This is a genomic window from Clostridium sp. BJN0013 (assembly GCF_040939125.1).
GTDB lineage: Bacteria > Bacillota > Clostridia > Clostridiales > Clostridiaceae > Clostridium_B.
Window position 1 is genome coordinate 3344549 of record NZ_CP162495.1, and the last position, 20812, is coordinate 3365360.

A 20812-nucleotide genomic window follows, 5' to 3' on the forward strand; every position below is an offset into this window, starting at 1 on the left:
ACCCTCCTATCCATTTTTATCTAATAATTTTCCTAATAAGTCAACTATTTCTTCCACTTTTTCTTCTCCAGTATTTTGTAGAAAAGCTTCTTTTACGCAGTGATTTAAATGTTGTTTTAATATAAGCAAATTAGCTCTTTTTAAAAGCGCCTGAGCCGCTATTATTTGATTTGATATGTCAATACAGTACCTTCCATTTTCTATCATTTTCATTATGCCTTCAATCTGACCTTTTGAAGTCTTTAATGCCTGAAATGCTTTCTTTTTTTCTTCATTCATATTTACCTCCCCCCACCCTGGTGGGGTGGGTATTTTATAAAAATATAAAATTTAAACATTTAATATTACGTTTAAATTTTATTGTATCTTTTATTACTATACATTCATTATAAACCCTATAAGAAACTTTTCATAGTATTTTTTAAAAATTAAACTGGAAAAATATTTAATTACAAATACTTGTTGGACTATTATGCAAACTTACTTTTTGAATATCTTCTGTATGAGGATTTATGAGAGCTACGGACTTCTCCTTACTTAAAGTTACCATTATATTTCCATTATCCTTGTTTAATAAAATATCTGTAGGATACCTTCCTACCCTTATTTTTTTTATACTTTTAAATATTGTCATATCCAATACACTTACAGTATCTTCCCCAGTATTTGCCACATAGCAATAATTACCATCTTTTGATATACAAAATCCCTGTGGTTCTCTCCCCACTGCTATAGACTGCAGTATTGTATAATTTTTACCATCAATTAAAGATATATTATTACTTTCAGTATTACTCACCATTATATATTTTTTATTAGTAGTGAATGCAACCCGAGATGGATGTTTCCCAACCTGGATTTTTCTTATAAATTTGCTGTCTTTGATATTATAAAATAGAATATACCCTTCATCATTTTCATCTTTAGCATTTAACACAATTACCACTAATGTACTTCCATCTGCTGAAACTTTTATATCCTGTGGCTGACCTTCTACTTTGATTTCATTTACAATTTGATTGGTAACTGAATCCATCTTATAAATAGTATCTTTTCCTCCTATTATAAAATAATAGCTTCTGGAATCATTTGCATCTTTAGCCAGTGATCTAGTTCTATATTCCATAGTTATAAATGCTCCGCTGAAAAATAGTATAAATAAAACCAATATAAATGAGACTCTATATAATTTATGCTTTATCATAAGCACCACCTTTTTTAAATATTCTTCTTTTTTTATTTTGTGCCTTTTTTACCGTATATATTCTTATTTTCATACATAAATAAAAAATTTTACAAATCAAAATTACTTATATATTTGTACAAGAGTCTTAACAAAGACATACTGTTTTAATATATCCATATCATTATCTGATAGGGCAATACAGCCATAGGTCCAATTATATTCTGCACCCCCTCCATGTATACCTATGGTTCCTCCAAGAGGAGTATTCCAGGGTGGTTGCTCCTTATTCTCTATAGCCTTTTTAATTCTTTCAAAGGTATTTTTATCTATGATACCTTCATTTAACCCCCTTCGTGCATCCTCAATATTAGGATAACTTATTCCTAAAAAATAATTATACTTAGTTTCGGAATTTATATAGCATATGTAATAATTCCCTTCAGGAGTCTTATTATCTCCTTCTTTTTGCTTTTTACCTTCAGGAACCCTTCCCAATGCCATTTTAAATCTCCCTATTAACTCATTATCACCGTAAAGTTCCATTACTCTTCTCTCTTTATATATTTTTATTGAAGTTGTACCTGGAAACTTTTCAGGTTTTTTAAAAAATAACTTTTTCTCATCATTATTTTCTTCTGCTTTTTCCTTTAAAAGAACATTTTTAAAATTATTTTCACTTTTACTCTGTTTAATATATCTTTTTACAGATACTAAAGATATAGTTAATATTAGAATTATACCAAAAATTAAAAATACAAAAGGAAAAAATCTGTTTTTATCTTTCATATGCCCACTTCACTTTTTATTTATATTTTTATCAATCTATTCCAATTAGTGTTTTAAACCATTTTATTATATTTTCATTTTTTTGTTTCATTTTCTCATACTGCTCATGTCCTTCATCATACTTTTTTACTTTTTCACTATATTCATTTATTTTCTTATTATATTCATTTAATTTACTATTATATTCTATCACCAAATCATTCCATTCATCTCCTCCACTTGACTTTACATTATTCATTTTATACTTTAAATTTTTTAGCTCCTCACCCTTCTTTTTTATATCATCCCCTAAATAAGTTATTTCTTTTTTTTGCTGTTCAAGGCTAGTATACATATCTCCTACTGCCTCTGAAGTTGAATTAGAATCTTTTAACCTAAAATCCACAAGAGCTGCTATAGATATAATAAATAATATGACAATTATAACTACAATCTCAGTTAAAATACCCTTTAACTTTTCCATAAATATCCTCTCCTAGTTCAAACCCTTAACTGTTCAAGTGACTTTTATCCTCCTCATAACAATATTATATATTATCATATTACTCTTTTTATAAAAATTATGATAAAAAGCCAACAACAAAATTTATTGTCATTAGCTTTTATCTATACCTACATACAATTTTTATAAATTTCCACTATATCATCTGCAACTTTTTCAATATCACATATATTATCTACTGAAAAGTCACAGCAACTATTGTATATTTCATATCTATCTTTAAAAAGTTTTTCTATTTCCCCCGTACCATTTTTCAAGAGAGGTCTAGTTGAAATATCCACATCATTAACTATATTTTCTAAAGGCCTATCCACAAAAAACACAACCCCATTTTTTTTAAGATTTACAATATTTTTCTGCCTTTTTATTACTCCTCCACCGGTAGATATTACCATATCCTCTTCCATGCTGACTTCTCCTACCACTTCCGATTCTATATTTCTAAAATGTTCTTCTCCCTTTTGAAAAATTTCTGGAATAGTACATTCTGCCTTATCTACTATATAATCATCTAAATCTACAAACTTTTTATTTAACTTAGATGATATCAACTTTCCAATTGTGGTTTTGCCACAACCTGGCATCCCTATAATAACTATATTTTTAATTTGTTTTTTCATAAAATAAGCTCCTCCTCAATTCTAAATCATAAAATTTATCGAATTTTCAAAAACAAGTTAATTATTTTAATATTCTGATTCATCACTGTATATTTAATAATTTATAATATATCTCGTCTAAAGTTTCCAGGGATACCTCTCTACCCTGCCAAATCTGTTGGGCAGCCACTGCCTGAGCTACCAGCATATATAATCCATTGGCTGCCTTCAGACCTAACTTTTTTCCTATTTTCAAAAACATAGTTTCCTGTGGATTGTACACTAAATCCACAGCTGTATTAAACTTACTTAAAATTTCTCTATCTACAGCACAAGTATCTATCTGGGGATACATTCCACAGGGAGTAGAATTTATTATAATGTCTCCATCTTTTATGTGATGCAACTGTTCATAAGAAATAACATCTACTTCAGCATTGGATATATTCTTAGGTTTTCTGCTTACATATATAATAGATTTTGCACCCTTATCCATGCTATATCTTAGTACAGCTTTAGAAGCCCCACCCGTTCCCAATATCACTACATCTTTATTAAACACATTTATTTTATATCTTTTTAAAGTCATTCCAAATCCATAATAATCTGTATTGTATGCCTTTAACTTATTATCTACAAATTGTACAGTGTTTACTGATCCTATCTTTAATGCTTCTTCAGATACATAATCCATGTACTTCATAATTTTAATTTTATAAGGTATAGTTATATTTATACCCCTGCATCCCAGAATCTTTAGTGCTGCAATTGCTCCTCCTAAATTCTGTGATTCTATTTCGAACAAATTATATTTACCCTGTAAATTTATTTTATTTAATATCATTTCGTGTATTAACGGAGAGAAACTATGCCCTAACTTGGCACCTATAAGTCCATAAAAATTACTCATATTAAAACACCGCCTAATTTAAAATACAATATTAGATTATACAATCTCCTTTATACTTACCCAATAATTTAAAATAAACACTTTCATTTTCTATTCCTCTTAAAGCTTCTTGAGTATTTTGCTCTAAAATATTGCCATAGAAATCAATATAGAAAAAATACTGCCATGATCTATCTACCATAGGTCTAGACTCAATTTTAGTCATGTTCAGATTGTTTTCTTCAAAATATTTAAGCACTTTATATAGACTTCCAGGTTCATGAGGCAAAGTAATCAATATACTAATTTTGTTTTCATTCTTATTACATTCTTCATTTCTACTTATTATTATGAATCTGGTATAATTGTTAGTATTATAATTTATATTTTCACTTAATATTTCTAAGCCATAAAGTTCAGCTGCTTTCTTACTGGCTATAGATGCCCTACTTTTATCATTTTCTTCACTTACATATTTAGCACTTCTAGCTGTATTAAGATAAGGTATGAGACGCCAGTTTTTATGTTTATCCAAAAATCTACTGCTTTGCATAAAAGCTTGACTATGGGAATAAACCTCTTTTATATCATTAAGAGAAGCTCCTTTTACTCCCAATAAATTATGATTAACCTTAATACATTTTTCTCCTACTATATAAAATCCATAATCACGGAGTAAATCATATACCTCTAAAATTCCTCCCGTAGAAGAATTCTCGATAGGTAGCACACCATAATTTATTTTTCCATCCTTTAATCCTTGAAATACATCTTTAAAGGTGTCAAAATTTAAAGCTTCAGCTTCATGTCCGAAATAGTCAATTAGAGCCTCATGACTAAATGAAGCCAATACCCCTTGAAATCCTACTTTACATGATTTATCATATTTTTTTACATTTAAACATTCCTTATTTGTATAACATGAACTTCCAAAACTTTTCTTTTGAAAATTTCTACTTATTTTCATAATTTCTTTTAGAAAAATTTTCGTTTCTTTTTCTATGGATTTATTCTCAAGCCTTTTTAATTGAGTTTGTATTACATTTTCTTCCCGACTTTTGTCCATTATATCCATATCATTCTTTTTTTTATACTCTGCTACTTTACAGACTATATCCATTCTTTCCTGAAAAAGCTTAATCATTTCACCATCAATCTTATCTATTTTATCTCTCAAATAATCTAAACTTTCCAAAATACTACCTCCATAAATAATGTAAAATTCAATATTCCATTAAACTCAATATTCCTATAGCCGCCACTGCTTCAACCACAGGTACAGCCCTAGGTACAATACATGGATCATGCCTTCCTTCTATTTTTAGAAATGTATTTTGTTTTTTATTTATATCTACAGTTTTTTGGGTTTTTGATATAGAAGGAGTGGGCTTTATAGCTGTTCTAAATATAACAGGCATTCCATTTGTAATTCCCCCTAAAATTCCCCCGTTATTATTTGTGTAAGTTTTCATTATATCATCTTCTGACAGGTAATATTCATCATTAGCTTCAGAACCTTTCATAGTAGTTATGTTAAAACCCTCACCAAATTCTACCCCTTTAACTGCAGGAACAGAAAATAACAAATGTGCAATACTGCTCTCTACAGAATCGAAAAAGGGCTCTCCTATACCTGCTGGTAAATTTACTACTGCAGTTTCTATAACTCCTCCTACAGAATCTCCTTCCTCTTTTACTTTTAAAATGCACTTTTCCATCTCTTTGCCTTTTACTCCATCCAATACAGGAAATTTACTCTTTGAAAGTTTAACAATGCTCTCCTCACTTATAGAAACAGGATTAAAATAACTTCCATCTTCAATTGTACCTATGCTTTTTATATGGCTCCCTATTAATATTCCCTTATCTTCCAGTATTTTTTTACATATGGCACCTGCAAAAACCAAAGGTGCTGTTATTCTTCCTGAAAAATGTCCTCCACCTCTATAGTCATTAAACCCTCTATACCTTACATTACCAGTAAAATCTGCATGACCAGGTCTTAAAAGACTTGCAGTTTTTTCATAATCACGAGAGCGGGTATTATTATTTAATATAATTGCTGAAAGTGGTGTACCTGTAGTTCTTCCATTAAAATAGCCACTTAAGATATCAAATTTATCCGTTTCTCTTCTCGGGGTAGAAAGAGGACTATCTCCTGGAGCTCTTCTCTTCATTTCATTTTTTATATATTCCATATCAATTTCAATTCCTGGTTTTAGTCCATCTATAACTATTCCTATAGCTTTTCCATGTGATTCTCCAAAAATAGATAATTTTATTTTACTTCCCCACACTCCACTCATCTATTTCCCCTCCTAAACTTCTAAAATCTTCCCAAAAACCCGGATAGGACTTTTTCACACATTCAGCTCCCTCTATTACTAAAGGCTCTGTACATTTTGATGACACCGCTGCCAGTGCCATGGCTATCCTATGATCTTTCCAGCTGTTAACATTTCCCCCTTTAAGCTTTTCTTTTCCATGTATTATAAGGCAATCCTCTTCTTCTATTACTTCTGCCCCAATTTTATTCAATTCAGAAGTTATTGCCTTTAGTCTATCTGATTCTTTAATCCTAAGTCTTGCTGCATTTATAATTTCAGTAGTTCCATGGCTTACAGAAGCTAATGCTGCAAGAACAGGTACAAGATCCGGACATTGGGAAACATCAATAACAACACCTGAAGTCTTAGAAGGTTTAACCTCTATACAATTTTCCTTTTCCTCAATTTCTACTCCCATATTCTTCAGTATATGTACTATAATTCTATCTCCTTGAAGAGAATCCATATCAAGCCCCCTACATGTGATTCCCTTGCCAAGGGCACCCATAACAAGCCAAAATGCTACTTGAGAAAAATCTCCTTCTATATTACAATCTACTCCTTTATAAGTTTGATTGCCTTTAATTATAAATTCTCTATAACTGCTTCCGTCTATGTAAATTCCAAATTTATCTAGCATATCAATAGTAATATCCACATAGGATTTAGACTCCAATTCTGTAGTTATCTCTATTTTTGAATCTCCTTCTAAAAGAGGAAGTGCAAAGAGAAGACCTGTTATAAATTGGGAGCTTACATCCCCACTGACTTTATAATTTCCTGGTTTTAACCTTCCATTTATAGTTAAAGGCAGCTTTCCGTCCTCTGTTTTATAATAAATTTTTTGACTTTCAAATATATCGTAGTACACATTTAAAGGCCTTTCTACTAACTTTCCGTCCCCTGTAAAAGTTATTTCTTTACCTAGAGTTGCAGCCAAAGGTATTAAAAATCTTAATGTAGAGCCAGACTGAAAACAGTGTATATTAGGTTCTTTTACATATAAACTTGGATTTCCCTTTATGGTTAACGAACTACTGCCTTTTTCTATAATTACACCTAAACTTTTTAAAGCATTACAAGTAGCTTCTATATCTTCCGAAAAATCTACATTAGTTATATTACTTATACCATTGCTCAAAGAAGCACATATTAAAGCCCTATGGCATACACTTTTTGAAGGTGGAACCCTTACCTGGCCCTCTAATTTAGTTGGATTTATTGATATATATTTCATAGATTGTCCCCTTTTTATCTATTTTTAACTAAAAATTGTCCTATATAATATCTCCAGAAAATAGAAATTCATATACATCTGATAATTTTATTTTCATTATTTTACATTTTCCTGCTTCTTCTATAACTATGATATTTATTTTATCTCCCGAAGACTTTTTATCGAGAGCTATAGAGTTAACAAGAGTTTGTTTATCCATATCCGGCATATCTATTGGAAGTCCATATTTCTTCAATATACCTTTCATATAGTCATAAGTTCCTTTTTTGGTTATATTCATTTTTTCAGTCCTATTTGTTATATATGCCATACCTATAGCAACAGCTTCTCCATGACTATATTTGCCATAATCATAATATTTTTCTATGCCATGTGCCAGCGTATGACCAAAATTTAGCATCATCCTTTCTCCTAAATCTCTCTCATCTTTTTCTACCAACTCTTTCTTTATGTTACAGCACTTATATATTATATCCTCAATATATTCTAAAATTTCATCCTTATTCTTACAGAAATCTAGTCGTTTTAAAATACCCTTATCTTTTATAAATCCGTATTTTATAACTTCCCCCATTCCATCACTGAAAAATTTATCATTTAAAGATAGAAGTACATTTGGATCTATAAATACAGCATCTGGATGATAAAAACTTCCTACCAAATTCTTACCCCAGGGTAAGTCCACAGCCACTTTTCCACCTATACTACTATCTACCTGTGCCAAAAGAGAAGTAGGTACTTGAATATAATTTATACCTCTTAAGTAAGTTGAAGCAGCAAAACCTGAAAGATCTCCCACTACTCCACCTCCTAGAGAAATTATTATATCTTTTCTCCTTATCTGAAATTTACACAGTTCTCCATATACCCTTTCCAGTGTAGCTAAATTTTTACTCTTTTCTCCTGGTTCTATAGATATAATTTTCACTGTAAATCCGCTGTCTAAAAGAGACTTTTTTAATATTTTCATATACAGTTTTTCTACATTTGTATCAGTAATTATCGCTATACTTTTACCCTGATAAATAGGTCTTAATTTTTCTCCAATGGAACTTAATACATCTTTTTTTATATATATCCTATAATTTTTTTCTTTAACATTAATATCAATAGCCTTCATGCAAATCACTGTCCTTTAACTAATTCTTTTCTTTTTGACATGGACTTTTCAAAAATACATTTCATAGTACTTACATCTTTAGTCATTATAGCTTTCTTCAATATCTCCATGCTTCTTTGAAAACTTTCTATTTCCTCTATGAGATTATCTGAATTCATAATAAATAATTCAGTCCATAATTTAGAATTAATCTGTGCTACTCTAGTAGCATCTTTAAAGCTTCCCCCGGTGAATAATTCTATATTATCTTTATAATCTTCCCTATGTGAATTCATAAGAGATACAGCTATAACATGGGGAAGTTGACTTGTAAAAGTAACTATCCTGTCGTGCTCCTCTGGACTTACATAGGTCACATTACTACAGCCTATAGCTCTTGCCATTTTATCTATTTTCTGAAGCCCCCGGGAAGTATTTTTTCCCCCGGGAGTTATTATATAATTGGCCCCTTTAAAAATATCTTTAGATGCCCACTTTATACCCATAGATTCCTTTCCTGCCATAGGATGTCCAGGAATAAATTCTAAATATTCAGGCAAAAATGAATTTACACTCTCTACTATATTTTGCTTTATACCGGAAGTGTCTGTTATAAGCGTGCCTTTTTTTAAATACTGTAAATTATTTTTTATGAATTCAATTGTATCTTTAGGGTAAAGGGCTATTATAACAAGATCCATTTGCTTAAGAAAATCTCCTCCACTTTCATAAACCCTATCTACAATTCCATCATTTAAAGCACTTTTTAAAGCATATTTATCCTTATCTATTCCAATAATACATTTAGGCTTCAAGTCTCTGAGAGCCATAGCATAAGAGCCTCCAATAAGTCCCATACCTACAACAGCTATATTAATATTAAAGTCACAATCTTCCACTTATATTTCCTCCTTCAGCATATACTCTATAGTTTTATAACATCTATCATTTTATTTATGTCTTTCATAATATTTCGAAACACTTTTGGTTTTATAGATTGCTGTCCATCACATTTTGCATTGGCAGGATCATTATGAACTTCAATCATAAGTCCATCTGCACCTACCGCCACTGCGGCCTTTGCAAGGGGTTCTACCATCCACCAAAGTCCTGCAGCATGACTTGGATCAACTATTATAGGAAGGTGACTTAATTTTTTTATAGCAGGAATAGCACTTAAGTCTAAAGTATTTCTAGTATAGGTTTCAAAAGTTCTTATTCCTCTCTCACAGAGTATTACATTTTCATTTCCCTCAGACATTATATATTCTGCAGACATTAAAAGTTCTTCAATTGTAGAAGACAATCCCCTTTTTAAAAGAATCGGCTTTTTAGTTTTTCCTAGTTGTTTTAAGAGTTCAAAATTCTGCATATTTCTTGCACCTACTTGTATTACATCTACATCTTCTACAAACTTATCTATCATATCTTCAGACATAATTTCTGTAACTATGGGAAGTCCTGTTTCCTGCCTTGCTATTTTTAAGAGTTCCAATCCTTCGTTTCCAAGTCCTTGAAAGCTGTAAGGTGATGTCCTTGGCTTGAAAGCACCTCCTCTTAAAAATTTAGCACCGCTTTCTTTTACATCCTTTGCAATTTCCACTATTTGTTCTTCACTTTCTACAGAGCAAGGGCCTGCTATAACTGCCAGTTTTTCTCCACCTATAGATGCATCTTTTACCTTAATTACAGTATCTTCTGGATGAAACAATCTGTTAACTAATTTGTAAGGTTGTTGAACCTTTTCTACATTTTCTACAAACTCATTGGCTCTTATTTTACTTGCATCAACTTTTGTAGTATCCCCAATCAGTCCCATTATACAATATTCTTTTCCCTGTATTACATTTATAGAAACATTATTTTCTGATTCAATTTTTTGTTTTAATATGATTATTTCTTCTGTCGGTGTTTTTGGACTCATAATTACTATCATCTCAGTTCCTCCTTAAATTTTTGAACACTTTAAAATTATAGGATAACTTCTATGCTAGCTTTAGAAGTTATTTTTAAAATAAAAAACAAGGCTCTAATGAGCCTTGTTTGAATTAACTAAATACACACTGTATATAAAATTTATTTAATCATGCATTTTTATAATTATCCTAACTCATCAGAAGGAGATTTTAATTTTTTAGGGAAGCAAACATAACCAGCGCTAAAATAAAAATAGCCCCAGCTAAAAGTAAAGTTAAAATAATATGAATTATTATTTACTACTGCTTCTTTTTCCCTTCCAATGATATTTTCCATTGCACCTAACCTCCATAAACAATTACCATTACAATAAGTTTATAAAACATCTAAAAAACACTTAAACAAAACATTCACAAGAGTTTTAATTTAATCCTGTAAAGTGATATATTCTATTTGTTCTTAATTATAACATTTTTTATCTCTATGTCAACAGTAAATTTTTATATTTTGTAATTTTATAAAAATACAATTTTTTATAAAATTACAAAATAAATTAAAAAAATTTCAACTATAACATGGAATAATATAAAAAAAAATGGTATAATTACATTAAATGTTCTTTGTTAAACTACGATAATTATTAAAAGTTTATCTATTTATTAAATTTTATTTTAGTTTATATTATATTTTTCAGGGGGTACACAAGCATGAATAGATCTAAAAAACTAGTATTTGCTTTTTTTATTTCAACAGCTATCATGAGTAGCAAGAATGTAGTAAATACTGTACATGCTGCTGGAGATTTACCAAATATACAAAGCAGTGCATATACTGCATCTGGAAATATATTTGCCAAATGTGGATATACAGGTCAATGCACCTGGTTTACTTATGGACGTGTTCTTGAAAAATTGGGAATTGCACTTCCTTCAGAATTTTATGGTAATGCAGTGGATTGGTGGTATGTTAATGCTAAAGATAACGTATACTCCTATGGTTCAGAACCAAAGGCAAATTCCATAATTGTATGGGGAGGTGGCTCCGTAGGTTATGGACATGTTGGATTTGTGGAAAAAGTAGATGGAGATACTATATATTTTAACGAAGGTAACTTTAGTGTAAGAGGAAGCTATGATGGAAATGTAAAAACTATTTCAAAAGAAGCTATAAAGAACAGAGGAAATTTATATCTTAAAGGATACATATATGTAGGTGAAGGTACTACATCTTCCGGTTCTAATTCTAATCAAAGCAGCGGTTCTCCTACAAATACATACCAACCTGTAAGTAATGGTACTTACCAAAGTGGAGTGGTAAATATATCAAATAGTAGTTCAGTTTTAAATATAAGAAATGGAGCAGGTACTTCTTTTTCAATATTAAACTATTTAAAAAAAGGAGAAACAGTTCAAATAGTAGGGACTGTTGGTGATTGGTATAAAATCAAATTAAATTCTTCTTACGGATACGTTAGTTCTAATTATATAAGTTTAGGTACCAGTACTACTAACAATGCAAGTCAACAGCTTTCTTCTAACTCATCAACACAGACTTCTGGGAGCAGTACTTCTATAAGTTCAGGATATGTTAAATTAAGCACTGCCTCTTCTACATTAAACTTGAGAAGTGCACCTCAGGGCAATATAATATCTTCCCTTCCTAACGGGACAGCTGTAAATATTTTAGAATCCAATGGAAGCTGGTATAAAGTATCTGTAAATGGTACTACAGGATATGTATATTCAAGTTATATAAGCACTTCACAAACTGTAACTACATCTAATATGGCAGCTACAAATACCTCTACAAGCCAATCATCAACTAGCAGCCAAACTGGAACGGTAACTTTAAGTAACAGTTCTTCTGTATTAAATTTGAGAAATAATCCTTGGACAGGCCGTGTCCTTACTACACTACATAATGGAAGTAATGTTACAATTTTAGGTACTGAAGGTCAATGGTATAAAGTACAATGGGGCTCTACAGTTGGATATGTCCATTCAGACTATATCAAAATATAATATTATTTTGATTAAAAAAGAATCTCCTTAAATCTATTAAATAGAGATTCTTTTTTAATTCACTTTCAATTCCTAAGCATTTCTACTTTCATTTTAACAGTTAATTTATCTAGTAATTGTTGTTTGTCTTCACCATCTTCTGGAAATACTACAAAACTAAACTGAAGTACGTATTCACTATATCTTTTATCCATTGCTTTTAATTTAGTATAAATCACTTTCATATTATTTATAATTGAAAGGACTTTTTCCTTATCACAATCAGGAAGTACTCCTACAAAAGTTGACAAGCCGTATTTTTCAAATAAATCTGGTACTTTAAAAATAACTTTTAGTCGATTATAAAGAAAATCTATTAAAATAAGATAACTATCTCTTACATCTATCTTTTCATCTAATTCCGTAAAATGTTCTTTTATTAAGCTTACCATAATAACTGAAAATTTTTTGTTCTCAGCTTTACATTTAACAATTTGTCTAACAATATACTGTTGAAAGTTTAAATATATTATTTCCTCTGATTTATTTGAATTTTCATGACATACTACAAGCTTGGATATTCTATCAATTAACATTTTATTATTAAAAGGTTTTAATATATAATCTGAAGTACCTTCTTTTATACATTTTATAAAAGAACTTCTGTCATTTAATTTAGTAAGTACCATTATAGGTATATTTAAATTTCTACCTCTTATTTTTCTAAGTATACTAAAACCATCTTCACTACTGAGTCCTACTTCCAATATTATTAAATTTAATTCTTTTTTATTATCATATAATTTATTAAAAAAATCAAAAGAAGTTCCTGAATCACATACTTCCATACCTATATTTTCTAAAATATCCTTTACCCTATACCTAACGTAAACCATATCATCCAACATTATAATCTTATACATAATTTTTCATCCTATAATATTTAAATTTTTAAACTAATACCTATAATTTATTTTATTTATCGTTTAATATAAATATTACTTTATGAAATTCTAGTCCTATATTAATTAAATCATTCCCCCATCTACGGTTATTATCTGTCCTGTTATATACTGAGATGATTCTCCTGCTAAAAAACATACAATTTTTCCTATATCGTCACTTTTTCCAAACCTACCTATAGGTATTTCATCTATTAAACTTTTTCTTTCTTCTTCTCGAAGCCATGAATTCATCTCTGTATCGATAACCCCTGGTGCCACAGCGTTTATTCTTATATTAGAAGGTCCCATTTCCTTGGCAATGGATTTTGTAAAAAGATTTACAGCCCCTTTAGATGCAGAATAAATAGATTCACAAGATGCTCCTACTTTTCCCCACATGGAAGATATATTTATTATGGAACCTGATTTTTTTGAAATCATATGGTCTAATACACAATGGGTACAGTTAAGTACTCCTTTAAAGTTAACATTTATTATTTCCTCCCATTCATTTTCTTTCATATCCATAAAAAGGCCTACTTTGGATATGCCTGCATTATTTACTAATATATCTATCTTGCCCATATTGCTTAGAATATTTCCCATTATTTTTTTAGCACTATTATATGAGGCCACATCTCCTTGTACTAACATTCCAGTAGAACCTGCCTGTTTTACCATATCTAAAGTTTTATAGGCTTCCTTTTCATTTTGAATATAATTTATTGCTACTAAAGCGCCACATTTAGCTAAATTTACTGCAATACTTCTGCCTATGCCTCTGGATGCTCCAGTAACCACTGCTACCTTTCCAGATAAATTCTCCATATACATCACTCCCTCATATAATAAGTTTATAGTCAGTTTATCAACATCTAGTATACACCATAAATCTTAAGTAAATTTGCAATTTCTATAACTGTTAGTATGAAATTACTGCAAAGTTATTTGACATAAAAAAGGGGCTTACATAAACATTTCGTAAACCCCTTTTTAACCTACATCCGTATATTCAAGTGTTCAATCAAATGGTAGTGTTCGGATAAAATACAATTGAAAATAAGCCAAAATTTATATCTTTCTATTCACTTTTTGGCACCCAGCTATTAACCAATTCTTCATTATTTTTCATCCATTCTCTTGCAACATCTATAGGATCTTTACTAGCATTGTCTTTGATATCTCCCATTAAACTTCCTAGCTGCTGATCGTTCATTTTGAAGTTCTTTAGAAATTGTGCAACTTCTGGCATATCTTTTTCAAATCCAGTTCTGGTTATAGTATAAATATTTTCTGTTTCACCAAACACTCCTTTAGGATCATCAAGAAATTTAAGATCCCAAGTGGCAAATTTCCAGTGAGGCTTCCATCCTGTAACCACAATAGGTTCTTTTTTATCTTCTGCCTTCTTCAGCATAGCAGTCATGGTGGCTCCACTACCTTCAAGAAGTTCATAGTTTAAGTTATATTCTTTTATGGCTTTATTAGTGGCTTTCATTATACCTGCACCTGCATCTATTCCCACTATTTTACCACCTAATTCGTCTTTAATGCCATTTAATTCTTCAATACTATTTATGTTCATATAGCTTGGAACAACCAATCCGATTTTTGCGTTCTCAAAATTAACACCTAGATTATCCAATTTTCCTTTATACTTGTCCATATAATCCTTGTGGGTAACCGGAAGCCATCCATCTAAAAATACATCCATGTCACCACTAGACAGAGAAGTAAATACCATTCCAACATCCCCTTGTTTCATGTCAACTTTATATCCCATTTTATCCTGTAATATGGCACTTACCAGATTTGTCATGGCAATTCCTTCCGCCCAGTTCACATATACTAATTTAACCGTTCTTTTTGATTCCTTATCATTGGCATCACCTGTAGTATTACCACAACCAGATAATGCACCTATAATTAATATAATTGAAAAAGCTGATACAACAAGTTTTTTTAATTTTTTGTTCATCATTTATTATACCCCCTAAGAATTTATTTCTTTTTATGGCCTAATGATTGAGTTATTCTATCTAATACCATTGCCAGAATTACAACAGCAATACCACTTTCAAAGCCACTGCCTATTTCCATCTGAGTTATACCATTATAAACTTCCCTTCCAAGTCCACCTGCCCCTATCATGGCTGAAATAACAACCATTGAAAGAGAAAGCATTATTGTTTGATTTACTCCCGCCAATATTGTAGGTAACGCTATGGGAATTTGTACTTTATAAAGCATCTGACTCTTAGTGGAACCAAAAGACCTAGCTGCTTCTATAACATCCTCAGGTACTTGTCTAATTCCTAAATTGGTAAGTCTTACTGCAGGCGGCATAGAAAATATTACAGTTGAAATTGCTCCTGGCACTTTTCCCATTCCAAAGAATAAAACCGCCGGTATCAAATATACAAAAGCCGGCATTGTCTGCATGAAATCTAATATTGGTCGTATCACTCTATTAAAACCTTCACTCCTTGATGCCAGTATTCCAAGAGGTATGCCAATTATTAGAGATATTAACGTTGAAACAATAACCAATGCAAGTGTTTCCATTGTCTGAGGCCATAATTCTATACAATCTATAAATAATAACCCAATGGCAGTAAATACAGCTACTTTTTTACCTGATAATTTTAAAGCCAATAAAGAAAACACTATTATAACAATTATACTTGGAACAGATAAAAGTACAGTTTCCAATCCCTCTATAAGTGTACTGTTAATTAACTTTATTAAGTGAAAAAACGGTTCCATATTATCTGTTAGCCAATTAACGATAAATTCAAAAAATGGTCCTACGTGAAATGTAAACAAATCAGTCCTCCTCTCTTGCTATTCCCGCTATAATAGTAGACCTTTTTATAATTCCCAACATGATGTGGTCTTCGTCTACCACTGCTATTGGATATATTGCATCTTTTGCAACAGACAATAGATCCGATATGGACGTATCTGGTAATGTTGTGGGAACTTCAGTTATAAGTATACTTTCTATATTAGAAACTCCCTGCTCTACCAGTTCTATGGTATCGTCTATTCGTACTATTCCTTTTAATTTTCTATACTTATCTGTTACATAAATACTGGATATGCCTTCATCTTTCATAAGTCTTGCTGCTGATTTAGGGCCATCCTTAGAAAGAATAATTGCCTTGGATTTTTCCATTATAGCCGACGCAGTGATTATTTTGGTCCTATCCACATCCTGTACAAACCTCTTTACATACTTGTTAGCAGGATGGGTCAATATATTTTCTGATGTACCAATTTGCTCTATACTTCCGTCTTTCATTATAGCAATTCTATCACCTAATCTTAGTGCCTCATCCAAATCATGAGTTATAAATATCACAGTTTTATGCATTCTTGATTGCAACTGCAGCATCTCTTCTTGCATCTCTTTGCGTATCAACGGATCTAATGCACTAAATGCTTCATCCATTAACAGTATACCTGCATCTGTTGCTAAAGCTCTAGCAAGTCCAACTCTCTGTTTCATACCTCCACTCAATTCATCAGGCATATTTTCCTCATATCCTTTTAGCCCCACCAATTCTAAAGCCTTATATGCCTTCTCTTTTCTTACTTTTAAGTCAATTCCCTGTATTTCTAATCCATATTCTACATTACTGCATATGGTTCTGTGGGGAAAAAGAGCAAAATTTTGAAATACCATGGCTATTTTTTTTCGCCTGATTTCACGAAGTTCATCTTCACTGCACTTTAATATATCTTCTCCATCAATTAATATCATGCCACTTGTCGCATCTATTAATCTATTCAGGCATCTTATTAAAGTAGACTTACCACTTCCTGATAGACCCATAATTACAAAAAATTCACCTTTGTTTACTTGAAAACTAACATTGTTTACTCCTACAGCATTTCCTGTCCTATTATGTATTTCATTTTTTGTCATTCCTTTTTCTAAAAGTGGAATTACCCTCTTAGGATTTTTTCCGAAAATCTTATATACATTTTTTACTTCTATTTGCGACATAATATTCTCCCTATCAAATTTAGAATGATAACTAAAACCTTCTAAACTAACAACTTTGAATATATTCAAAAGTTGTAACTAAAGATCGCTTCATTCTAACATATAACTTGTCTTTTTGTCAACATTCTGCCAATTTACAATTGATTTGAATTGACTGTTTAAACGTGTTATAATTATTTTATCAATTTAATAAGAATGGATGAAGATAATGGGAGTAACTTTGTAAACCGTTATTGGACGAACCTCTGGAGAGACTCTTTAAGAGCACCGAAGGGGAAAGCCAAAATTTTGGTGAAACTCTCAGGTAAAAAGGACAGGGGATTTCATGTTTTAAGTTTCTATCTATTTTTTATGGATGCATACTTAAAATCTGTTTTCCAGAGACTAATTTTATTTTTAGTCTCATTTTATTTTTTCTGGGTAAATTATTAATACTATAATAACTATTAAGGAGATGTGGATAATGAAAGCATTCATAACTGTAATTGGCAAGGATAAAACAGGTATTATTTATAATGTAACCTCTGTTTTATATGAAAATAATATAAATATTTTAGACATAAACCAAACTCTCATAAAAGATTACTTCACTATGGTAATGTTTGTAGATCTATCACAAATGAAGATAACTTTTAGTAATTTAAAAACTGCCCTTGAAGATAAGGCAGAAAAAATTGATGTGGTTATCAAAATTCAACGAGAAGATATATTTACTTCCATGCATGAAATTTAAACTGAGGAGTTGAATAAAATGATCAATACTAAGAATATATTGGAAACAATTAATATGATTCATAGAGAAAATTTAGATATAAGAACTATAACCATGGGAATATCCCTTTTAGATTGCATAGATAGTGACGGTAAAAAAGCTCGTACAAAAATATATGATAAAATAACCACCTGCGCTGAAAATTTAGTTAAAACTGCCCAAGAAATCGAAGTAGAATATGGTATTCCTATAATAAATAAAAGAATATCTGTAACTCCTATTTCCCTCATTGCTCAGGCAAGTTCCGATAGAGATTATGTAGAATATGCAAAAATTTTAGATAAGGTAACTCAAACACTGGGTATTGATTTTATTGGAGGTTTCTCATGTCTTGTACATAAAGGCTATTCTAAAGGTGATAGGATATTAATTGAATCCCTGCCAGAGGCACTATCTGTTACTGAAAAAGTATGTTCTTCTGTAAATGTAGCTACTACAAAAGCAGGAATAAACATGGACGCTGTAAAAGATATGGGACGTATAATAAAACAAACTGCCTATCTTACAAGAAAAAAGGAAAGTATAGGCTGTGCTAAACTTGTAGTATTTTCAAATGCCATTGAAGATAACCCCTTCATGGCAGGGGCATTTCATGGAATAGGAGAAGCTGACTGCATAATAAATGTGGGAGTAAGCGGTCCCGGTGTTGTAAAATGTGCACTGGAAGAAATAAAAGGAGAAAATTTTAATGTAGTAGCAGAGACAATAAAGAAGACTGCTTTTAAAATAACAAGGATGGGTCAATTAGTTGCCGCAGAGGCTTCAAGAAGATTAAAAGTTCCCTTTGGTATAGTAGATTTATCCCTAGCACCTACTCCTGCGGTAGGAGACAGTGTGGCTAGAGTTTTAGAAGAAATGGGACTTGAAGGCTGTGGTTGTCCTGGAACTACTGCAGCTCTGGCACTTTTAAATGATGCAGTAAAAAAAGGTGGCATAATGGCTGCTTCTCAAGTGGGGGGATTAAGTGGTGCATTTATACCTGTAAGTGAAGATGAGGGAATGATAAATGCGGTAAATGCAGGTTCTTTAAACCTTGAAAAACTGGAAGCCATGACCTGCGTATGTTCCGTGGGACTGGATATGATAGGAATACCGGGTGATACTCCTGAATCCACCCTATCTGCCATAATTGCAGATGAAGCTGCCATTGGAATGATAAACAATAAAACTACTGCCATAAGGATAATTCCGGTATATGGTAAAAAAGTCGGAGAGGAAGCTAATTTTGGTGGACTTCTGGGTAAGGCTCCTATAATGTCTGTAAGTAAGTTTTCCAGTGAAGCTTTTGTAGCAAGGGGGGGAAGAATTCCTGCTCCTGTTCACAGCTTTAAAAACTAGTTTATACTATTATATTTAACTAAACAATGGGTCAGATATGCCGGTTATACTTTCACAAATACATTATTTCAATGAATTACTATTTAGAAAGTATTATGTAAAATCAGCTGGCATACTGACTGGTTATTACACTCTATGAAGTGGAAATGTCATACAGTGCGGCCCCCCTCCACTTTTAAGTATTTCACTTATATCCAGATCTATTACATTAATTCCATAAGATTTTAATTGTTCATTCACTTCTTTATTTGATTTAAGTGATATTACTCTCCCATTACCTAAAGATTGAAGATTTCCATAATGTTTAAAAACATCCCTCTGTGAAATATCAATTAAAGAAAATCCTTTTTGTTCCAACATTTTAATGAAGCTGTCAGGTAGAGCTTCCCTACACACTACTGCTAGCTTTTCTTCTACAATATTAAAACACATGTCTAAATGTAAATTATCCTCTTCACACTTTACGGGAATTATATTATATTCAAATTTATTAAGCTGCTGTTTAATCTCTCTTATGGCAGTTTCATTAGTTCTGTCAATAACTCCTATAGCTAATGTACTGTGATCCAAAAACCAAAAATCTCCGCCTTCAAAAAAACCTTCGGAAACTTTGGCAACACATGGAATGCCCAGCTCTTTCATCTTATTGCTATAAGCTTCTGTTTCTCCCTTTCTAATTACTTCCTTAAAATTTCCTAAAATATATCCTTCCCTTATACATGCGCCAAAATCTCTTGCAAACACTTCATTGGTGAGTTTTACATCCGGTTCCATTAAAACTACTTCTATACCATTTTCCTTATATGCCTGTATTAATTCTTCATGTTCCTTAATACAACGCTCTATATTTAGTTTAATACCTTTTCTAATCCACTCTTCAGATATAACATTAATAGAGTAAAGCTTTATATAATCAGCTGGGCAAAGTAATACTTTCTTTAAAACACCCGTTGAATTTTTTACAAAACAATTACCCATAAATATACTCCTTTCAACATAATAATATCCATTTTATTAATATGTACCTTTAATCTGTTTTTTATCCTACAGCTACCATTTTTAATGCTCTCTACTTTTATAAATAATGAAACAAAACACTAAAGATTGAATCTTAAACAACTAGAAAAAGCTCATTAAATTTTCATTCCTTAACAATTATAGATAAAAGATATATACTTAAATGTATGGAATATTGTCATTATTA

Annotated in this window: 22 protein-coding genes and 1 riboswitch; of the genes, 3 read left to right on the top strand and 19 right to left on the bottom strand. The window is 31.1% G+C overall.

Features of this window, described 5'->3' with window-relative positions:
* Positions 1–6: 6 nt before the first annotated feature.
* The 13 genes from AB3K27_RS17355 to AB3K27_RS17415 all read right to left on the bottom strand — a co-directional run bounded on the left by AB3K27_RS17355 (position 7) and on the right by AB3K27_RS17415 (position 10878).
* Positions 7–279: a metal-sensing transcriptional repressor gene (locus AB3K27_RS17355; protein ID WP_011989363.1), complete on the bottom strand. Its 273-nt coding sequence runs from the start codon at positions 277–279 to the stop codon at positions 7–9.
* 166 nt (positions 280–445) lie between these two features.
* On the bottom strand, positions 446–1204 hold the full coding sequence (locus AB3K27_RS17360) for a YncE family protein (protein ID WP_368488610.1): 759 nt from the start codon (positions 1202–1204) through the stop codon (positions 446–448).
* 102 nt (positions 1205–1306) lie between these two features.
* The gene (locus AB3K27_RS17365) at positions 1307–1972 is read right to left on the bottom strand and encodes a murein L,D-transpeptidase family protein (RefSeq protein WP_368488611.1); all 666 of its coding nucleotides are present in this window, start codon (positions 1970–1972) and stop codon (positions 1307–1309) included.
* Positions 1973–2003: 31 nt separating this feature from the next.
* Positions 2004–2435, bottom strand: a complete 432-nt coding sequence (locus tag AB3K27_RS17370; RefSeq protein ID WP_368488612.1) for a hypothetical protein — start codon at positions 2433–2435, stop codon at positions 2004–2006.
* Between the two features lie 149 nt (positions 2436–2584).
* Positions 2585–3094, bottom strand: a complete 510-nt coding sequence (locus AB3K27_RS17375) for a shikimate kinase (RefSeq protein ID WP_368488613.1) — start codon at positions 3092–3094, stop codon at positions 2585–2587.
* A gap of 82 nt (positions 3095–3176) precedes the next feature.
* Positions 3177–3983, bottom strand: a complete 807-nt coding sequence (aroE, locus tag AB3K27_RS17380) for a shikimate dehydrogenase (RefSeq protein ID WP_368488614.1) — start codon at positions 3981–3983, stop codon at positions 3177–3179.
* A 31-nt stretch (positions 3984–4014) separates the two neighbouring features.
* Complete coding sequence (pheA, locus tag AB3K27_RS17385) at positions 4015–5157, bottom strand: prephenate dehydratase (protein WP_368488615.1); 1143 nt, start codon at positions 5155–5157, stop codon at positions 4015–4017.
* A 28-nt stretch (positions 5158–5185) separates the two neighbouring features.
* A complete protein-coding gene (gene aroC, locus AB3K27_RS17390) occupies positions 5186–6268 on the bottom strand; it encodes a chorismate synthase (protein ID WP_368488616.1) in 1083 nt (360 codons plus the stop codon).
* A complete protein-coding gene (gene aroA, locus AB3K27_RS17395) occupies positions 6246–7526 on the bottom strand; it encodes a 3-phosphoshikimate 1-carboxyvinyltransferase (protein ID WP_368488617.1) in 1281 nt (426 codons plus the stop codon). Before aroA ends, aroC begins: the two co-directional genes overlap by 23 nt.
* 40 nt (positions 7527–7566) lie before the next feature.
* Positions 7567–8646: a 3-dehydroquinate synthase gene (aroB, locus tag AB3K27_RS17400; RefSeq protein ID WP_368488618.1), complete on the bottom strand. Its 1080-nt coding sequence runs from the start codon at positions 8644–8646 to the stop codon at positions 7567–7569.
* Between the two features lie 5 nt (positions 8647–8651).
* Entirely contained in the window at positions 8652–9524 is an 873-nt protein-coding gene (locus AB3K27_RS17405; protein WP_368488619.1) for a prephenate dehydrogenase, read from the bottom strand.
* 26 nt (positions 9525–9550) lie between these two features.
* A complete protein-coding gene (gene aroF / locus AB3K27_RS17410; protein WP_368488620.1) occupies positions 9551–10561 on the bottom strand; it encodes a 3-deoxy-7-phosphoheptulonate synthase in 1011 nt (336 codons plus the stop codon).
* Between the two features lie 164 nt (positions 10562–10725).
* Positions 10726–10878: a hypothetical protein gene (locus AB3K27_RS17415; RefSeq protein WP_368488621.1), complete on the bottom strand. Its 153-nt coding sequence runs from the start codon at positions 10876–10878 to the stop codon at positions 10726–10728.
* 371 nt (positions 10879–11249) lie between these two features.
* Here AB3K27_RS17415 and AB3K27_RS17420 point away from each other — a divergent pair, with 371 nt between their 5' ends.
* Positions 11250–12563, top strand: coding sequence for an SH3 domain-containing protein (locus tag AB3K27_RS17420; protein WP_368488622.1), 1314 nt, complete (start codon positions 11250–11252; stop codon positions 12561–12563).
* A 65-nt stretch (positions 12564–12628) separates the two neighbouring features.
* Here AB3K27_RS17420 and AB3K27_RS17425 read toward each other — a convergent pair whose 3' ends face one another.
* From AB3K27_RS17425 to AB3K27_RS17445, 5 genes are all read right to left on the bottom strand, one after another.
* Positions 12629–13465 (bottom strand): response regulator, encoded by an 837-nt coding sequence (locus tag AB3K27_RS17425; RefSeq protein WP_368488623.1) that lies wholly within the window; start codon positions 13463–13465, stop codon positions 12629–12631.
* 105 nt (positions 13466–13570) lie between these two features.
* A complete protein-coding gene (locus AB3K27_RS17430; RefSeq protein ID WP_368488624.1) occupies positions 13571–14314 on the bottom strand; it encodes an SDR family oxidoreductase in 744 nt (247 codons plus the stop codon).
* A 253-nt stretch (positions 14315–14567) separates the two neighbouring features.
* Entirely contained in the window at positions 14568–15464 is an 897-nt protein-coding gene (locus AB3K27_RS17435) for a glycine betaine ABC transporter substrate-binding protein (protein ID WP_368491271.1), read from the bottom strand.
* A 23-nt stretch (positions 15465–15487) separates the two neighbouring features.
* Positions 15488–16312 carry an ABC transporter permease gene (locus tag AB3K27_RS17440; protein WP_368488625.1) on the bottom strand — a complete coding sequence of 275 codons (825 nt, stop codon included), beginning with the start codon at positions 16310–16312 and terminating at the stop codon, positions 15488–15490.
* Between the two features lies 1 nt (position 16313).
* On the bottom strand, positions 16314–17498 hold the full coding sequence (locus tag AB3K27_RS17445) for a glycine betaine/L-proline ABC transporter ATP-binding protein (RefSeq protein ID WP_368488626.1): 1185 nt from the start codon (positions 17496–17498) through the stop codon (positions 16314–16316).
* A 235-nt stretch (positions 17499–17733) separates the two neighbouring features.
* Positions 17734–17825, top strand: a riboswitch (glycine riboswitch).
* A gap of 136 nt (positions 17826–17961) precedes the next feature.
* Here AB3K27_RS17445 and AB3K27_RS17450 point away from each other — a divergent pair.
* Both AB3K27_RS17450 and AB3K27_RS17455 read left to right on the top strand, forming a co-directional pair.
* On the top strand, positions 17962–18231 hold the full coding sequence (locus AB3K27_RS17450) for an ACT domain-containing protein (RefSeq protein WP_368488627.1): 270 nt from the start codon (positions 17962–17964) through the stop codon (positions 18229–18231).
* An 18-nt stretch (positions 18232–18249) separates the two neighbouring features.
* Complete coding sequence (locus tag AB3K27_RS17455; protein ID WP_368488628.1) at positions 18250–19608, top strand: PFL family protein; 1359 nt, start codon at positions 18250–18252, stop codon at positions 19606–19608.
* Between the two features lie 126 nt (positions 19609–19734).
* Here AB3K27_RS17455 and AB3K27_RS17460 read toward each other — a convergent pair whose 3' ends face one another.
* Positions 19735–20586 (bottom strand): dimethylarginine dimethylaminohydrolase family protein, encoded by an 852-nt coding sequence (locus AB3K27_RS17460; protein ID WP_368488629.1) that lies wholly within the window; start codon positions 20584–20586, stop codon positions 19735–19737.
* Positions 20587–20812: the final 226 nt, after the last annotated feature.